Here is a 14,646-nt window from a genome sequence, read left to right on the forward strand (position 1 = left end):
GTTATGTCACTCCCTCCAAGACTACCCTACATCAACAAACAGCACAATAGGTGCCGGCAAGTAAATCTTAGCTTGACCGGTACCTATTGCCTATTTATTGATAAAACCTTTGTAGTGGCGTTTGATCAATTGGCTTTCGATTTGCTTCATGGTATCGAGCGCAACACCGATAACGATCAGGAGAGATGTTCCTCCAATTTGCGCCGATTGAGGCAAACCAGAAAGTGCCCCTAAGAATACAGGCAGAACGGAAATGACTGCCAAGAAGATGGCTCCGGCCATTGTCAAACGAGTCATGACACGGGTCAGATATTTCTCGGTTGCTTTACCCGGACGAATGCCTGGGATGTAACCGCCGTTCTTTTTCATATTATCAGCCATCTGCTGTGGATTCATCTGTACGAAAGTATAGAAAAAAGTGAAACCGAAGATCATCACGACATACAATAACATACCCAGAGGTTTGTGAGTAGTCAGATTTTGTCCGATCCACTGTGCCCATAAACGATCAGCCCAGAAGTTGGCGATAATCGTTGGGAACATCAACAGAGATGAAGCAAAGATGACAGGGATAACACCTGCTGCGTTAATCTTCAGCGGGATATGTGTATTCTGTCCACCGTACATTTTGTTACCTACGACGCGTTTTGCGTACTGTACAGGAATTTTCCGAATCGCCTGTTGGATGTAAATGACACCAATGATAATCAACACAATAACAATCGCGACGATTACACCTTTAAGGATGTTCATGAACAACTGATCAGGTTGAATGAAGTCGGATTCGATCGTTTGTTTGATAATGTTAGGCACCGTTGATAGGATACCCGCAAAGATCAAAATCGAAATCCCGTTTCCTATGCCCTTCTCGGTGATCTGCTCACCAAGCCACATCAGGAATGAAGTACCGGCCGTAAGTACAATCGCGATCAAGATATAATCAGCAAACGTGGCGTTAGGCACCATCTCTGTATTGTACAAGCGGTTGAATCCGATCGACGTACCAAACGCTTGAATCAATGCCAGACCGATCGTTAAATAACGAGTCAGCTGAGCTGATTTCTTCTTACCTTGCTCACCTTGCTTAGCCCATTCCGCTAACTTAGGGATAACGTCCATGGAAAGCAACTGTACTATGATAGACGCAGTGATGTAAGGTACGATCCCGAGTGCAAAGATAGAGAACTGGAACAGCGCTCCACCCGAGAACGTATTGAGAAGTCCAAAAACTTCTTTACCCGCAGAATTTGTCGCTTCGAAAACCTCTTTGTTAACTCCAGGTACTGGAACGAAGGATCCGATGCGGTAAATGATCAGTACAAAAAGGGTAAATAATACCCTTTTGCGCAGATCTTCAACCCGCCAGATATTCTTTAGGGTCTTGAACATTAAATCACCTCGGTTGTACCGCCGGCAGCTTCAATTTTCTCCACCGCAGATTGAGAAAACTTGTTAGCTTTAACAGTCAGCTTCACAGTGACTTCACCGTTACCCAGGATCTTGATTCCGGATTTAGCGTTTTTAACTACGCCGTTCGTCATCAAGAATTCTGGAGTTACTTCAGTACCCGCAGCAAAACTGTTCAGGTCTTCAATATTCACAACCGCATATTCCTTGCGAGTTGGGTTTACGAAACCACGTTTTGGCAAGCGACGATACAATGGATTTTGTCCACCTTCGAAGCCCGGACGTACACCACCGCCGGAACGAGCGTTTTGTCCTTTGTGACCGCGACCTGATGTTTTACCCGTACCACTACTTGGACCGCGACCAAGACGTTTACGCTCTTTGCGGGATCCAGGAGCTGGGGAAAGCTCATGTAACTTCATCGTTCGTTGCACCTCCTTAAAGATTTATGGGAATATCCCGTATTAAGCTTCTACTTCTTTGACAGCAACCAAGTGACTTACTTTGTTAATCATACCACGAATGGCTGGATTATCATTTTGAACCACTTTGCTGTTGATTTTGCGCAAGCCCAATGTTTTCACAGTTGTTCTTTGCGTCTCCGGACGTCCGATCAAACTGCGGACGAGGGTAATTTCCAATTTAGCCATGAGATTCCCTCCTTAACCCAGAAGCTCTTCGACGGATTTTCCGCGCAGTTTAGCCACGTCTTCAGCACGCTTCAAACGGGACAAACCTTCCAAAGTCGCATTGACCATGTTCATGGAATTCGAAGAACCCAGAGATTTTGTCAAAATGTCACCTACACCAGCAAGTTCGAGAACCGCACGTACAGGACCACCCGCGATAACACCAGTACCTTCAGATGCTGGTTTCAACAGAACGCGTCCTGCGCCGAACTTACCTGTTACCAAGTGAGGAATCGATGTTCCTACGAGTGGAACGTGTACAAGGTTTTTCTTAGCGTCTTCAATACCTTTGCGAATTGCATCAGGTACTTCGCCCGCTTTACCGATACCAGCTCCAACCCAGCCGTTGCCGTCGCCGACTACAACCAGTGCGCTAAAGCTGAAACGGCGTCCGCCTTTTACTACTTTAGCTACGCGATTAATATTTACAACTCTTTCAGTCAGTTCCAAAGTATTCGGATCTACACGCAAGTCGTTAACCTCCTTTTGAAAAATATCTTAAAACTCAAGTCCTGCTTCACGAGCCGCTTCAGCCAATGCTGCGATACGACCATGGTACAGATATCCGCTACGGTCAAATACGATATTGGAAACGCCTTTGTCTTTCGCACGTTTTGCAACGAGTTCGCCAACTTTACGAGCTGACTCAACAGAAGCGCCGTTTTTGATGTCACTGCTCAGTTCTTTGTCTACAGTAGACGCGGAAGCGATCGTTACACCAGCTACGTCATCGATAATTTGAGCGTACATATGTTTACCAGAACGGAAAACGTTCAAACGAGGACGTGCTGCCGTTCCTTGGATTTTCTTACGAACACGCAGGTGTCTTTTCAGACGAGCCTTGTTTTTATCTTGTTTCGTAATCATCTCAGGGATTCACTCCTTTCAGGTTACCTCGCTGGCTTCAAACCGGAAGCCACGGGGTATATTAGAAACACACGAAGCAAGCAAGCCGAAAGCCGCGCAAAGGCGGTAAGAGAAATCTTATTTCTTCTTACCGGCTTTACCTTCCTTACGGATGATACGCTCGCCTTCATATTTAATACCTTTACCTTTGTACGGCTCAGGTTCACGAACGGAACGGATTTTAGCTGCGTAAGCACCTACGCGCTCTTTGTCGATCCCGCGAACGATGATTTTCGTATTCGAAGGAACTTCGAATTCGATTCCCGCTTCCGGTGTAATTTCAACCGGGTGAGAGTATCCAACGTTCAGAACGATTTTATCTCCGGATTTGCTTGCACGATATCCGACCCCAACCAGCTCCAGAGATTTTGCGAATCCTTCAGTAACGCCGCTCACCATGTTGTTTACAACGCTGCGCGTTGTGCCGTGCAAAGAACGGTGAGTTTTGTTATCGGAAGGACGCACAACTGTAATTTCGTTGTTCTCAACTGTAACCTTCATGTCTTTATGAAGTTCACGAGTCAGAGTTCCTTTTGGTCCTTTTACCGTAATAACGGTGTTGTCCAGTGTGATGTCCACACCACTTGGTACTGTAATTGGTTTGCGACCAATACGAGACATATGTTGCACCTCCTATCTTGTGACGTTATATTACCAAACGTAGCAAACGACTTCTCCGCCGGATTTCGATTGACGAGCTTCTTTGTCCGTCATAACACCTTTGGATGTCGAGATGATCGCGATACCCAGGCCGCCAAGTACACGAGGTACTTCGTTGCTTTTCGTGTAAACACGAAGACCAGGTTTACTGATTCTTTTCAGACCAGTGATAACGCGCTCGTTATTTTGACCGTATTTCAGGAAAACACGGATAATCCCTTGTTTGTTATCATCGATAACTTCAGCGTCACGGATGAAACCTTCACGCTTCAGGATATCGGCGATTTGTTTTTTCATTGTTGAAGCAGGCATTTCTACTGTTTCGTGACGAACAGTGTTCGCGTTACGAATACGAGTAAGCATATCTGCAATTGGATCAGACATAGTCATTGTGAGTTAACCTCCTTCCCGTTCAGGACTTTTTACCAGCTTGCTTTTTTCACGCCAGGAATCTGGCCTTTATAAGCTAATTCACGGAAGCAAATTCTGCAAATTTTGAACTTTTGCAGCACCGAATGTGGACGTCCGCAACGCTCACAGCGTGTATAAGAACGCACTTTAAACTTTGGTGTACGTTGTTGTTTAACTTTCATCGAAGTTTTTGCCACTTTAGCCTGACACCTCCTAAATAATTTCGGAGAAAAGGGAGTCCTTCCAGACACCCGGAAACGTTATGCCAACTTTATTTTACGAAAGGCATTCCCAGTTGCGTGAGCAACTCACGGGACTCTTCGTCTGTTTTCGCCGTTGTTACAATAACAATGTCCATACCGCGGACTTTGTCTACTTTATCGTACTCGATCTCTGGGAAGATCAGTTGTTCTTTCAGACCCAGTGTGTAGTTACCACGTCCGTCGAAAGCTTTGCTCGATACACCGCGGAAGTCGCGGACACGAGGCAATGTAACGTTGAACAATTTATCGAGGAAGTAGTACATACGCTCACCGCGCAATGTAACTTTCACACCGATAGGCATGTTCTCACGCAGTTTGAAACCTGCGATAGATTTTTTAGCACGAGTGATTACAGGTTTTTGACCTGCGATCAGTTGCAAATCGTTTACTGCGGAATCCAACACTTTGGAGTTTTGGACTGCGTCGCCCACACCCATGTTGATAACGATTTTCTCGATTTTCGGCACTTGCATTACCGTTGTATAGTTAAACTTCTGCATCAAACCAGGAGCGATTTCTTGCAGGTAACGTTCTTTCATTCTTGATGCCATGAATCATAGCCCTCCTTTCTCATTCGGTTCAATTAGTCGATAATTTCTCCGGAACGTTTAGCAACGCGCACTTTCTTACCGTTATCCAACACTTTGTAACCTACACGGGTTACTTTTCCGCTCTTTGGATCGATGTGCATCACGTTGGAAACGTGAATCGGAGCTTCCTTCTCGATAATGCCGCCTTGCGGGTTTTGCTGGTTAGGCTTCTGGTGTTTTTTCACCATGTTAACACCTTCCACAAGGACGCGGTTTTCACGAGGATAAGCAGCGATGACACGGCCTTTTTTGCCTTTGTCTTTACCACTGATCACCATAACCGTATCTTCCTTTTTAACGTGAAGTTTGTTGTTATGGGATTCCAGAACTTTTTTCACTCTTGGCATTTCGTACACCTCCTGTTTCTAAACATCACGAGCTTAATCTATTAGATAACCTCTGGGGCCAAGGAAACGATTTTCATGAAGTCTTTCTCGCGAAGTTCACGAGCAACAGGTCCGAAAATACGTGTTCCACGTGGGCTTCTGTCGTCTTTTACAACAACAGCTGCATTTTCATCAAAACCGATGTAGGAACCGTCTTTACGACGTACAGAACGTTTCGTACGAACGACAACCGCTCTAACTACATCACCTTTTTTGACAACGCCGCCTGGTGTTGCTTGTTTTACAGAACAAACGATCAGATCACCGATTTGTGCTGTACGACGTCCCGTACCGCCGAGTACGCGGATACACATCAGTTCCTTCGCACCGGAGTTGTCGGCTACAGCCAAACGTGTAAATGGTTGAATCATTTAGTATTCCTCCTTCCAGCTATGCTGATAATGCATTAGATGATAACCGCTTTTTCTACAACTTCAGTAAGTCTCCAGCGTTTATCTTTCGAAAGCGGACGAGTCTCCATGATTTTCACCGTGTCACCGATTTTCGCAGTGTTTTCTTCGTCATGCGCTTTGAATTTTTTAGTAACCTTGATGCGTTTATGGTACAATTTATGGTTTTTGTAAGTTTCTACAGCAACAACAATCGTTTTATCCATTTTATCGCTAACAACTTTACCAGTTTGCACTTTACGTGCGTTACGTTCTTCGCTCATTGTTGGCCTCCTTCCTGATTACGGACGGAATGTATATCCGACCTCTAATTAACCGATACCCAGTTCTCTTTCACGGATGATGGTTTTAGCACGAGCTATTTCTTTCCGCACATCACGGATTCGAGTCGGGTTATCCAGCTGACCGGTAGCGAGTTGAAAGCGGAGGTTAAAGAGTTCTTCTTTAAATCCGGCAATCTTTTGCTCGATTTCAGCAGAGGTTAGGTTGCGAAATTCACTAGCTTTCATTTGCTTCACCACCCAATTCTTCACGTTTCACGAACTTCGTTTTGATTGGCAGTTTGTGAGCAGCAAGACGCATCGCTTCGCGTGCGATCTCCTCAGGAACACCAGCAAGTTCAAACATGATCTTACCTGGTTTCACAACTGCAACCCATTTTTCTACGTTACCTTTACCGCTACCCATCCGAACCTCGAGAGGCTTTTGAGTGATTGGTTTGTCAGGGAAAATTTTGATCCAGACTTTACCACCACGTTTGATGTAACGAGTCATCGCAATACGAGCCGCTTCGATCTGACGGTTCGTAATCCAAGCCGGTTCCGTAGCTTGCAGACCGTATTCGCCAAAGTTCAGCGTAGTTCCGCCTTTTGCTTGGCCTTTCATATGTCCGCGTTGTTGCTTACGGTGTTTTACACGTTTTGGTACCAACATGATTAGTTGCCTCCTTCCTTAGCAGCTTGTTTCTTAGCCGTAGGAAGAACCTCTCCACGATAGATCCATACTTTTACGCCGATACGGCCGTAAGTTGTATGAGCCTCTGCTGTACCGTAGTCGATGTCGGCACGAAGCGTGTGCAGTGGAACAGTTCCTTCGCTGTAGCCTTCCGAACGTGCGATCTCAGCTCCGCCAAGACGCCCGCCCACTTGAGTTTTAATACCTTTTGCACCAGAGCGCATAGTTCTTTGAATAGCTTGTTTCAGAGCACGACGGAAAGAAACGCGACGTTCCAGTTGTTGTGCAATGCTTTCTGCTACCAGGATTGCGTCCAGGTCTTGGTTCTTAATTTCAGAGATGTTGATGTGTACTTTTTTACCGCCAGCAATTTTCGTAATTTGGTTACGAAGATTCTCAACTTCAGATCCACCTTTACCGATTACCATACCTGGTTTCGCTGTGTGAATCGTTACGTTCACGCGGTTAGCCGCTCTCTCGATTTCAACACGAGACATAGCGGAGTCTTTCAATTTATTTTTCAGGAATTCACGAATTTTCACGTCTTCCATCAAAAGATCACCGAAGTCTTTGCCTGCATACCATTTAGATTCCCAGTCACGGATAACTCCGACACGGAGTCCGACCGGATTTACCTTTTGGCCCACACGTTTTCCCTCCTTCTACTTTTCAGATACCACCAAAGTGATGTGGCTAGTACGTTTGTTAATACGACTTGCACGTCCCATTGCACGAGGGCGGAAACGTTTCATTGTCGGTCCTTGGTTCACGTAAGCTTGCGAAATGACCAAGTTATTAACATCCATAGAATAGTTATGTTCCGCATTCGCAATAGCGGAGTTAAGCAACTTCTCAACGATTGGAGAAGCGGATTTCGGAGTGTGACGGAGAATGGCAACCGCCTCACCAACTTGCTTGCCGCGAATCAAGTCAACAACGAGTTGAACTTTACGAGGAGCAATCCGGATAAACTTAGCATGTGCTTTTGCTTCCATTGTGTAACCTCCTCTCAAACATTAAAGATGTTCATTTATCTTCTTGTTTTCTTGTCATCATCAGTATGGCCTTTGTACGTACGGGTTGGAGCGAACTCACCCAATTTGTGTCCGACCATGTCCTCAGTCACGTATACTGGCACGTGTTTACGTCCGTCATATACGCCGAATGTGTGTCCGATGAATTGTGGGAAAATTGTAGAGCGACGGGACCAGGTTTTGATAACGTTCTTTTTACCGGAAGCGTCCATCTCTTCTACCTTTTTCAGCATGTAGCCATCAATGAATGGCCCTTTTTTCAAACTGCGACCCATGTGGAGATCCTCCCTTCAAACATAGCTTTTATGCATCCGCAGATGCCTCACGAAGTTATGCACAATGTGTATTACTTCGTGCGGCGGCGAATGATGTATTTATCAGAAGCTTTATTTTTCTTACGCGTTTTGTAACCAAGAGTAGGTTTACCCCATGGTGACATTGGCGATTTACGTCCGATTGGAGCACGACCTTCACCACCACCGTGAGGGTGATCGTTAGGGTTCATTACTACACCACGAACTTCAGGACGTTGTCCCAACCAACGGCTACGACCGGCTTTACCGATTTTGATGAGCTCGTGGTCTTGGTTACCAACAGAACCGATTGTTGCGCGGCAAACTTTCAGAATACGACGAACTTCTCCGGAAGAGAGACGAACGGAAACGTATTTTTCTTCTTTACCAAGCAATTGAGCTTCTGTACCAGCAGCACGAACCAATTGTCCGCCTTTACCTGGTTTCAACTCGATGTTGTGGATAACGGTACCCACTGGAATGTTTTCAAGTGGCAGTGCGTTACCAATTTTGATGTCGGATTCAGGACCGGAGAAGATTTGATCTCCAACTTTCAATCCTTTAGGAGCGATGATGTAACGTTTCTCACCATCAGCATAGTGGATCAGGGCGATGTTCGATGTACGGTTCGGGTCATACTCGATCGTAGCAACGCGGCCCGGTATTCCATCTTTAGTACGTTTGAAGTCAATGATACGGTATTTACGTTTGTGTCCACCACCGTGGTGACGAACTGTAATTTTACCTTGGTTGTTGCGGCCTGCTTTTTTGCTCAGTGGGGCCAACAACGATTTCTCCGGCTGATCTGTGGTGATTTCCTCAAATGTAGATACGGACATATTCCGTCTTGCCGGGGATGTCGGTTTATACTTTTTGATTGGCACTGGGTTTCCCTCCTTACTTCAACAATTTCAATTATACAGTTTCAAAGAACTCAAGCGTTTTGCTGTCTTGTGTCAGTGTAACAAACGCTTTTTTCCATTCGCTAGTATATCCGGAATAACGTCCGTACCGTTTAGGCTTAGCTGGAACACGAAGTGTGTTCACGTTTTTCACTTTTACATTGAAAATAGCTTCCACGGCTTTTTTGATCTCGGTTTTGTTTGCACGGATATCGACTTCAAATACATATTTCAAGTCATTCATCATGTCAGCAGTACGTTCCGTAATAATCGGACGTTTAACAATATCACGAGGATCCTTCATTACGCGAGCACCTCCTCTACCTTCTGAACTGCTTCTTTCGTAATGATCAGTTTGTCGTGCGCAAGCACGTCAAGAACATTAATGCCGTCAGCTGCTACGAATTTCACGCCAGGAATATTCCGTGCGGAAAGAGCCACATTATCATCATAGCTAGGAGCTACGATCAAAGCTTTGCGTCCAACTTTCAAGTTGTTCAAGATGGCTGCAAATTCTTTTGTTTTAGGCGTGCTCAGCGAAAGAGCGTCCAAAACGATAATGTCATTGTCGAGCACTTTGGATGAAAGAGCTGATTTGATCGCCAAACGGCGAACTTTCTTAGGCAGTTTGTACGCATAGCTCCGTGGTGTCGGACCAAATACGATACCGCCGCCTTTCCATTGTGGAGAACGAATCGAACCTTGACGAGCGCGACCTGTACCTTTTTGTTTCCAAGGCTTACGTCCACCGCCACGTACTTCAGAACGTCCTTTTACTTTGTGGGTACCTTGACGAAGGGAAGCGCGTTGCATAAGCACTGCATCGTACAGAACGGAAGTGTTCGGCTCTACTCCGAATACTGCATCGTTCAGTTCAACTTCGCCCACTTGGCTACCATCTACATTGTAAACTGATACTTTTGGCATTTTGTGTTCCTCCTTTCTTCAGTGGTTATTTTTTCACCGTTTCTTTAACTTTTACAAGACTGTTTTTCGGTCCAGGAATGGAACCCTTCACGAGCAACACGTTACGCTCAGCGTCTACTTTAACAACTTCAAGACGTTGGATAGTAACAGTCTCATGTCCCATGTGTCCTGGCAAGTGTTTGCCTTTAGGAACGCGGTTAGCTTGGATCGAACCCATCGAACCCGGGCCACGGTGATAACGAGAACCGTGAGACATAGGTCCAGTGCTTTGTCCCCAACGTTTGATTACGCCGGCAAAACCTTTACCTTTAGAAATACCCGTTACGTCAACGAATTCGCCTTCTGCGAAAATGTCAGCTTTCAACTCTTGGCCAACTTCATATTCCGCGATGTTGATGCCGCGAAGTTCACGAACGTAGCGCTTAGGGGCAGTATTCGCTTTTTTAGCGTGTCCTGCTTCTGGCTTATTGGCATTTTTCTCTTTCTTATCGGAATAACCGATTTGAACTGCTTCGTAGCCATCGTTCTCAAGATCTTTCTTTTGTAAAACAACACAAGGTCCTGCTTCGATAACTGTCACTGGAACTACATTACCTTCAGCGGTAAACACTTGAGTCATTCCAAGTTTTTTTCCTAAGATACCTTTCATGTTGACACCTCTTTTCCTTTATACATGGTCTTGTTGATTTATATTACAGTTTGATTTCGATATCTACACCGGACGGCAGATCCAAGCGCATCAAGGCATCCACAGTTTGTGGAGTCGGGTTAACGATGTCGATCAAACGCTTATGTGTGCGTTGCTCGAATTGCTCCCGAGAATCCTTGTACTTGTGTACCGCACGAAGAATAGTAATGATTTGTTTTTCAGTTGGAAGCGGAATCGGACCGGATACACCAGCACCCGAACGTTTTGCTGTTTCAACAATTTTCTCCGCGGATTGATCAAGAATTCTGTGGTCGTAAGCTTTCAAACGAATACGAATTTTTTGCTTTGCCATTTTAGTCCCTCCTTCTATCGCCCAATTTATTATCGGACATACTCCGTGAAAATTTTCCGACATCCCTCCCATGGCAAAGGGGCCGGGTGTGCCAGTAACCTCTCACATCATCGCAACGTCTCAGAACAACATTCATTATTATATAGAAAAAATGGGCGTATTGCAAGCATATTTAAGAAAAACATTTAAACTAATCTTTTCATATAGAAATGACGTTGTTCAATGTGTTGTTTCATCGTTATGCAAGCTGCCTTAACCGATCTTTTTTATACATCTGAATGTTCCTCAGCATTATGACGCAGGTTCCGAATCTCTTATACATAATAAAAGAGTTCTTTATCCGATGTCGGATAAAGAACTCTTCCGAAGCTTCGTTACAGTACAATGTTACTCGTTCCAGTACACTGTTGCATATGCTTACTCAGCGGAAAGCTGAATTATTTTTGGATGGATGCTACCGCACCGGCACCAACTGTACGTCCACCTTCGCGGATCGCGAAGCGTGTACCTTCTTCAATCGCAATTGGATTGATCAGTTGTACAGTTACTGTGATGTTGTCGCCTGGCATTACCATTTCAGTACCTTCTGGCAGGTTGATGATACCTGTTACGTCAGTTGTACGGAAATAGAATTGTGGACGGTATCCTGTGAAGAAAGGTTTGTGACGTCCACCCTCTTCTTTAGTCAGAACGTATACTTGAGCTGTAAATTCTGTGTGTGGTTTAACAGAACCTGGTTTAGCCAGTACTTGTCCACGCTCGATGCTTTCACGGTCAACACCACGCAGCAATGCGCCGATATTGTCACCCGCTTGAGCGGAATCCAGCAATTTACGGAACATTTCAACGCCCGTAACTACGGATTTTTTAGTCTCTTCGTTGATACCAACGATTTCGATCTCTTCACCGACTTTAACAGTACCACGCTCTACACGACCTGTAGCAACTGTACCACGACCAGTGATGGAGAATACGTCCTCAACTGGCATCAAGAAAGGTTTGTCAGTGTCGCGCTCTGGAGTTGGGATGTAAGTATCGATTTCTTTGAACATCTCAACGATTTTTTGAGCCCACTCACCCTCAGGGTTTTGCAGAGCTTCACGAGCGGAACCACGAGTGATTGGAGTATCGTCACCTGGGAACTCATATTCGTTGAGCAAGTCGCGAACTTCCATTTCAACCAATTCCAACAACTCTTCGTCTTCAACCATGTCGCATTTGTTCAAGAATACAACGATGTAAGGTACGCCTACTTGACGGGAGAGCAAGATGTGCTCACGAGTTTGTGGCATTGGGCCGTCAGCTGCGGATACTACCAAGATAGCTCCGTCCATTTGTGCCGCGCCAGTGATCATGTTTTTAACATAGTCGGCGTGACCTGGGCAGTCAACGTGAGCGTAGTGACGAGCGTCAGTTTCGTACTCAACGTGAGCTGTGGAGATTGTGATACCGCGTTCGCGCTCTTCTGGAGCTTTGTCGATTTGATCGAAAGCGATTGCTGCGCCACCGTAAGTTTTGGACAATACAGTAGTGATTGCAGCAGTCAGAGTTGTTTTACCATGGTCGACGTGACCGATAGTACCAATGTTAACGTGTGGTTTATTACGTTCGTATTTAGCCTTTGCCATTTGAACGTGGCCTCCTTAAAATGTTAAATTTTATGTTTTCACTGGACGCTAGCTTCAAGAAGATTAAATCCCTATGCACTAGCGTCCAGTGTGAGAAAACTACTCGGTGCCTTTTGTTTTGGCAACGATCTCTTCAGCGATGCTCTTAGGAACTTCTTCATAGTGAGAAAGCTCCATGGAGAATACGCCGCGTCCTTGAGTACCGGAACGAAGAGTTGTAGAGTATCCGAACATTTCGGACAAAGGTACTTTAGCACGAATGATTTGAGCTCCACTACGGGAATCCATACCTTCGATGCGGCCACGACGGGAGTTAAGCATACCCATAACGTCACCCATGTACTCTTCCGGAACGGTTACTTCTACTTTCATGATTGGCTCAAGCAGAACTGGACTACATTTGTCTTTCGCTGCTTTCAGCGCCATAGATCCGGCAATTTTAAATGCCATCTCGTTGGAATCGACATCATGATAAGATCCGTCTACGATTGTAGCCTTAACGTCAACAAGCGGGAAGCCTGCAATAACGCCGTTTTTCATTTGCTCTTCAATCCCTGACAGTGCAGGTTGAATGTATTCTCTCGGAACAGATCCACCGACAACCTTACTTTCGAACTGGCTGCCTGTACCTGGCTCGAGTGGTTCGAACTCAACCCATACGTGACCGTATTGACCACGACCACCGGATTGACGAACGAATTTACCTTCAACACGCGCTGGTGCACGGAATGTTTCGCGGTAAGCTACTTGTGGTTTACCCACAGTAGTTTCAACCTTGAACTCACGACGCATACGGTCGATAATGATATCAAGGTGAAGCTCACCCATACCCGCCAAGATCGTTTGGCCTGTTTCTTCGTCAGTGTGAGCGCGAAGAGTAGGATCCTCTTCCGTCAACTTACCGAGAGCCACACCCATTTTATCTTGGTCAGCTTTGGTTTTAGGTTCAACGGCGATTTCGATAACCGGATCAGGGAAGTTCATCGATTCCAAGATAACCGGGTTTTTCTCATCACATAGTGTATCACCTGTACCCGTATCTTTCAAACCTACAGCAGCTGCAATGTCACCGGAGTAAACTTCAGTGATCTCTTGACGGCTGTTCGCGTGCATTTGAAGGATACGACCGATACGCTCACGTTTGTTTTTAGTTGCATTCAATACGTAAGAACCGGATTGAAGAACACCGGAGTAAACGCGGAAGAATGTCAATTTACCAACGTAAGGGTCAGTCATGATTTTGAAAGCCAATGCAGAGAATGGCTCTTCATCGGAAGACTTACGAACAGCTTCAGATCCATCTTCAAGAAGACCTTTGATCGCCGGAACGTCAATTGGAGCTGGCAAGTAGTCGATAACAGCGTCCAACATCAGTTGAACACCTTTGTTACGGTAAGAAGATCCACAGATAACCGGGAAGATCTTAACTTCAACAACACCTTTACGGAGAGCGGCTTTGATCTCATCAACTGTGATCTCTTCGCCTTCCAGGTATTTCATCGTCAGTTCTTCGTCGAGCTCTGCAACCCGCTCAATCAATTCATTGCGGAGTTCTTCAACTTGATCTGCAAATTCCGCAGGAATTTCGGTTTCTTCGATATCTTGCCCCAGGTCATCTTTGTACATATGAGCCTTTTGAGCAACGATATCAATGATACCTTTGAAATCATTTTCAGCGCCGATTGGAAGTTGGATCGCAACTGCGTTCGCTTGAAGGCGATCACGCATGTCAGATACAACGTTCAGGAAGTCAGCACCGATGATATCCATTTTATTTACGTAAGCGATACGAGGTACGCCGTACTTGTCAGCCTGTCTCCATACAGTTTCAGACTGAGGCTCAACGCCTTCTTTCGCACTGAATACACCAACTGCTCCGTCCAATACACGAAGGGAACGTTCAACTTCAACAGTGAAGTCAACGTGTCCCGGGGTATCAATAATATTTACGCGGTGGCCTTTCCAAGCAGCGGTAGTCGCAGCGGAAGTAATCGTAATTCCGCGCTCCTGTTCCTGTTCCATCCAGTCCATTGTCGCAGCGCCTTCGTGAACTTCTCCGATTTTGTGCGTACGGCCTGTGTAGAACAAGATCCGCTCAGTTGTCGTGGTTTTACCCGCATCAATATGAGCCATGATCCCGATATTACGTGTATTTTTCAAGGAGAACTCTCTTGCCATGAAATGG

Annotated in this window: 24 protein-coding genes; all 24 read right to left on the reverse strand. The window is 45.5% G+C overall.

Annotated features, from left to right (window positions below):
- Nucleotides 1–90: 90 nt before the first annotated feature.
- The 24 genes from secY to fusA all read right to left on the reverse strand — a co-directional run bounded on the left by secY (nucleotide 91) and on the right by fusA (nucleotide 14,639).
- Entirely contained in the window at nucleotides 91–1,389 is a 1,299-nt protein-coding gene (gene secY / locus ABGV42_RS26920; protein WP_095293410.1) for a preprotein translocase subunit SecY, read from the reverse strand.
- Nucleotides 1,389–1,829, reverse strand: a complete 441-nt coding sequence (gene rplO, locus ABGV42_RS26925; protein ID WP_095293411.1) for a 50S ribosomal protein L15 — start codon at nucleotides 1,827–1,829, stop codon at nucleotides 1,389–1,391. Before rplO ends, secY begins: the two co-directional genes overlap by 1 nt.
- 42 nt (nucleotides 1,830–1,871) lie before the next feature.
- The gene (gene rpmD / locus ABGV42_RS26930; RefSeq protein WP_017692092.1) at nucleotides 1,872–2,057 is read right to left on the reverse strand and encodes a 50S ribosomal protein L30; all 186 of its coding nucleotides are present in this window, start codon (nucleotides 2,055–2,057) and stop codon (nucleotides 1,872–1,874) included.
- Between the two features lie 12 nt (nucleotides 2,058–2,069).
- A complete protein-coding gene (gene rpsE, locus ABGV42_RS26935) occupies nucleotides 2,070–2,567 on the reverse strand; it encodes a 30S ribosomal protein S5 (protein WP_017692091.1) in 498 nt (165 codons plus the stop codon).
- Between the two features lie 27 nt (nucleotides 2,568–2,594).
- Nucleotides 2,595–2,963 carry a 50S ribosomal protein L18 gene (gene rplR, locus ABGV42_RS26940; protein ID WP_095293412.1) on the reverse strand — a complete coding sequence of 123 codons (369 nt, stop codon included), beginning with the start codon at nucleotides 2,961–2,963 and terminating at the stop codon, nucleotides 2,595–2,597.
- A gap of 117 nt (nucleotides 2,964–3,080) precedes the next feature.
- Entirely contained in the window at nucleotides 3,081–3,623 is a 543-nt protein-coding gene (gene rplF / locus ABGV42_RS26945; RefSeq protein ID WP_017692089.1) for a 50S ribosomal protein L6, read from the reverse strand.
- Between the two features lie 30 nt (nucleotides 3,624–3,653).
- A complete protein-coding gene (rpsH, locus tag ABGV42_RS26950) occupies nucleotides 3,654–4,052 on the reverse strand; it encodes a 30S ribosomal protein S8 (protein ID WP_095293413.1) in 399 nt (132 codons plus the stop codon).
- Between the two features lie 32 nt (nucleotides 4,053–4,084).
- Entirely contained in the window at nucleotides 4,085–4,270 is a 186-nt protein-coding gene (locus ABGV42_RS26955; RefSeq protein WP_095362279.1) for a type Z 30S ribosomal protein S14, read from the reverse strand.
- A 74-nt stretch (nucleotides 4,271–4,344) separates the two neighbouring features.
- The gene (gene rplE, locus ABGV42_RS26960) at nucleotides 4,345–4,887 is read right to left on the reverse strand and encodes a 50S ribosomal protein L5 (RefSeq protein ID WP_095293414.1); all 543 of its coding nucleotides are present in this window, start codon (nucleotides 4,885–4,887) and stop codon (nucleotides 4,345–4,347) included.
- Nucleotides 4,888–4,919: 32 nt separating this feature from the next.
- Nucleotides 4,920–5,273: a 50S ribosomal protein L24 gene (rplX, locus tag ABGV42_RS26965; RefSeq protein WP_017692086.1), complete on the reverse strand. Its 354-nt coding sequence runs from the start codon at nucleotides 5,271–5,273 to the stop codon at nucleotides 4,920–4,922.
- A gap of 41 nt (nucleotides 5,274–5,314) precedes the next feature.
- The gene (rplN, locus tag ABGV42_RS26970; protein ID WP_090905289.1) at nucleotides 5,315–5,683 is read right to left on the reverse strand and encodes a 50S ribosomal protein L14; all 369 of its coding nucleotides are present in this window, start codon (nucleotides 5,681–5,683) and stop codon (nucleotides 5,315–5,317) included.
- A gap of 35 nt (nucleotides 5,684–5,718) precedes the next feature.
- Nucleotides 5,719–5,985: a 30S ribosomal protein S17 gene (gene rpsQ / locus ABGV42_RS26975; RefSeq protein WP_056697701.1), complete on the reverse strand. Its 267-nt coding sequence runs from the start codon at nucleotides 5,983–5,985 to the stop codon at nucleotides 5,719–5,721.
- A gap of 48 nt (nucleotides 5,986–6,033) precedes the next feature.
- The gene (gene rpmC, locus ABGV42_RS26980) at nucleotides 6,034–6,231 is read right to left on the reverse strand and encodes a 50S ribosomal protein L29 (protein WP_017692083.1); all 198 of its coding nucleotides are present in this window, start codon (nucleotides 6,229–6,231) and stop codon (nucleotides 6,034–6,036) included.
- Complete coding sequence (gene rplP, locus ABGV42_RS26985) at nucleotides 6,221–6,655, reverse strand: 50S ribosomal protein L16 (RefSeq protein ID WP_017692082.1); 435 nt, start codon at nucleotides 6,653–6,655, stop codon at nucleotides 6,221–6,223. The genes rpmC and rplP overlap by 11 nt, the downstream gene beginning before the upstream one ends.
- Before the next feature lie 2 nt (nucleotides 6,656–6,657).
- Complete coding sequence (gene rpsC / locus ABGV42_RS26990; RefSeq protein ID WP_090924673.1) at nucleotides 6,658–7,323, reverse strand: 30S ribosomal protein S3; 666 nt, start codon at nucleotides 7,321–7,323, stop codon at nucleotides 6,658–6,660.
- 15 nt (nucleotides 7,324–7,338) lie between these two features.
- A complete protein-coding gene (gene rplV / locus ABGV42_RS26995) occupies nucleotides 7,339–7,671 on the reverse strand; it encodes a 50S ribosomal protein L22 (protein ID WP_095293416.1) in 333 nt (110 codons plus the stop codon).
- 35 nt (nucleotides 7,672–7,706) lie between these two features.
- Nucleotides 7,707–7,985: a 30S ribosomal protein S19 gene (gene rpsS / locus ABGV42_RS27000; RefSeq protein WP_095293417.1), complete on the reverse strand. Its 279-nt coding sequence runs from the start codon at nucleotides 7,983–7,985 to the stop codon at nucleotides 7,707–7,709.
- Nucleotides 7,986–8,056: 71 nt separating this feature from the next.
- The gene (gene rplB, locus ABGV42_RS27005; protein WP_095293418.1) at nucleotides 8,057–8,887 is read right to left on the reverse strand and encodes a 50S ribosomal protein L2; all 831 of its coding nucleotides are present in this window, start codon (nucleotides 8,885–8,887) and stop codon (nucleotides 8,057–8,059) included.
- A 31-nt stretch (nucleotides 8,888–8,918) separates the two neighbouring features.
- Entirely contained in the window at nucleotides 8,919–9,209 is a 291-nt protein-coding gene (gene rplW / locus ABGV42_RS27010; protein ID WP_024633586.1) for a 50S ribosomal protein L23, read from the reverse strand.
- On the reverse strand, nucleotides 9,209–9,832 hold the full coding sequence (gene rplD, locus ABGV42_RS27015) for a 50S ribosomal protein L4 (protein WP_095293419.1): 624 nt from the start codon (nucleotides 9,830–9,832) through the stop codon (nucleotides 9,209–9,211). The genes rplW and rplD overlap by 1 nt, the downstream gene beginning before the upstream one ends.
- Before the next feature lie 25 nt (nucleotides 9,833–9,857).
- A complete protein-coding gene (gene rplC / locus ABGV42_RS27020; protein ID WP_095362280.1) occupies nucleotides 9,858–10,481 on the reverse strand; it encodes a 50S ribosomal protein L3 in 624 nt (207 codons plus the stop codon).
- Between the two features lie 43 nt (nucleotides 10,482–10,524).
- Nucleotides 10,525–10,833 carry a 30S ribosomal protein S10 gene (gene rpsJ, locus ABGV42_RS27025; protein ID WP_017692074.1) on the reverse strand — a complete coding sequence of 103 codons (309 nt, stop codon included), beginning with the start codon at nucleotides 10,831–10,833 and terminating at the stop codon, nucleotides 10,525–10,527.
- 437 nt (nucleotides 10,834–11,270) lie between these two features.
- Nucleotides 11,271–12,461, reverse strand: coding sequence for an elongation factor Tu (tuf, locus tag ABGV42_RS27030; protein WP_347384507.1), 1,191 nt, complete (start codon nucleotides 12,459–12,461; stop codon nucleotides 11,271–11,273).
- Nucleotides 12,462–12,560: 99 nt separating this feature from the next.
- Nucleotides 12,561–14,639 (reverse strand): elongation factor G, encoded by a 2,079-nt coding sequence (gene fusA / locus ABGV42_RS27035; protein WP_347384508.1) that lies wholly within the window; start codon nucleotides 14,637–14,639, stop codon nucleotides 12,561–12,563.
- Nucleotides 14,640–14,646 lie beyond the last annotated feature (7 nt).

This window comes from Paenibacillus pabuli (assembly GCF_039831995.1).
Taxonomy (GTDB): domain Bacteria; phylum Bacillota; class Bacilli; order Paenibacillales; family Paenibacillaceae; genus Paenibacillus; species Paenibacillus pabuli_C.

Excerpts from the sequence above, each read along its gene's own strand:
- secY (WP_095293410.1), bottom strand. The coding sequence starts at position 1,389 with ATGTTCAAGACCCTAAAGAATATCTGGCGGGTTGAAGATCTGCGCAAA.
- rplO (WP_095293411.1), bottom strand. The coding sequence starts at position 1,829 with ATGAAGTTACATGAGCTTTCCCCAGCTCCTGGATCCCGCAAAGAGCGT.
- rpmD (WP_017692092.1), bottom strand. The coding sequence starts at position 2,057 with ATGGCTAAATTGGAAATTACCCTCGTCCGCAGTTTGATCGGACGTCCG.
- rplR (WP_095293412.1), bottom strand. The coding sequence starts at position 2,963 with ATGATTACGAAACAAGATAAAAACAAGGCTCGTCTGAAAAGACACCTG.
- rplF (WP_017692089.1), bottom strand. The coding sequence starts at position 3,623 with ATGTCTCGTATTGGTCGCAAACCAATTACAGTACCAAGTGGTGTGGAC.
- rpsH (WP_095293413.1), bottom strand. The coding sequence starts at position 4,052 with ATGACTATGTCTGATCCAATTGCAGATATGCTTACTCGTATTCGTAAC.
- rplE (WP_095293414.1), bottom strand. The coding sequence starts at position 4,887 with ATGGCATCAAGAATGAAAGAACGTTACCTGCAAGAAATCGCTCCTGGT.
- rplX (WP_017692086.1), bottom strand. The coding sequence starts at position 5,273 with ATGCCAAGAGTGAAAAAAGTTCTGGAATCCCATAACAACAAACTTCAC.
- rplN (WP_090905289.1), bottom strand. The coding sequence starts at position 5,683 with ATGATTCAACCATTTACACGTTTGGCTGTAGCCGACAACTCCGGTGCG.
- rpsQ (WP_056697701.1), bottom strand. The coding sequence starts at position 5,985 with ATGAGCGAAGAACGTAACGCACGTAAAGTGCAAACTGGTAAAGTTGTT.
- rpmC (WP_017692083.1), bottom strand. The coding sequence starts at position 6,231 with ATGAAAGCTAGTGAATTTCGCAACCTAACCTCTGCTGAAATCGAGCAA.
- rplP (WP_017692082.1), bottom strand. The coding sequence starts at position 6,655 with ATGTTGGTACCAAAACGTGTAAAACACCGTAAGCAACAACGCGGACAT.
- rplV (WP_095293416.1), bottom strand. The coding sequence starts at position 7,671 with ATGGAAGCAAAAGCACATGCTAAGTTTATCCGGATTGCTCCTCGTAAA.
- rpsS (WP_095293417.1), bottom strand. The coding sequence starts at position 7,985 with ATGGGTCGCAGTTTGAAAAAAGGGCCATTCATTGATGGCTACATGCTG.
- rplW (WP_024633586.1), bottom strand. The coding sequence starts at position 9,209 with ATGAAGGATCCTCGTGATATTGTTAAACGTCCGATTATTACGGAACGT.
- rplD (WP_095293419.1), bottom strand. The coding sequence starts at position 9,832 with ATGCCAAAAGTATCAGTTTACAATGTAGATGGTAGCCAAGTGGGCGAA.
- rplC (WP_095362280.1), bottom strand. The coding sequence starts at position 10,481 with ATGAAAGGTATCTTAGGAAAAAAACTTGGAATGACTCAAGTGTTTACC.
- rpsJ (WP_017692074.1), bottom strand. The coding sequence starts at position 10,833 with ATGGCAAAGCAAAAAATTCGTATTCGTTTGAAAGCTTACGACCACAGA.
- tuf (WP_347384507.1), bottom strand. The coding sequence starts at position 12,461 with ATGGCAAAGGCTAAATACGAACGTAATAAACCACACGTTAACATTGGT.
- fusA (WP_347384508.1), bottom strand. The coding sequence starts at position 14,639 with ATGGCAAGAGAGTTCTCCTTGAAAAATACACGTAATATCGGGATCATG.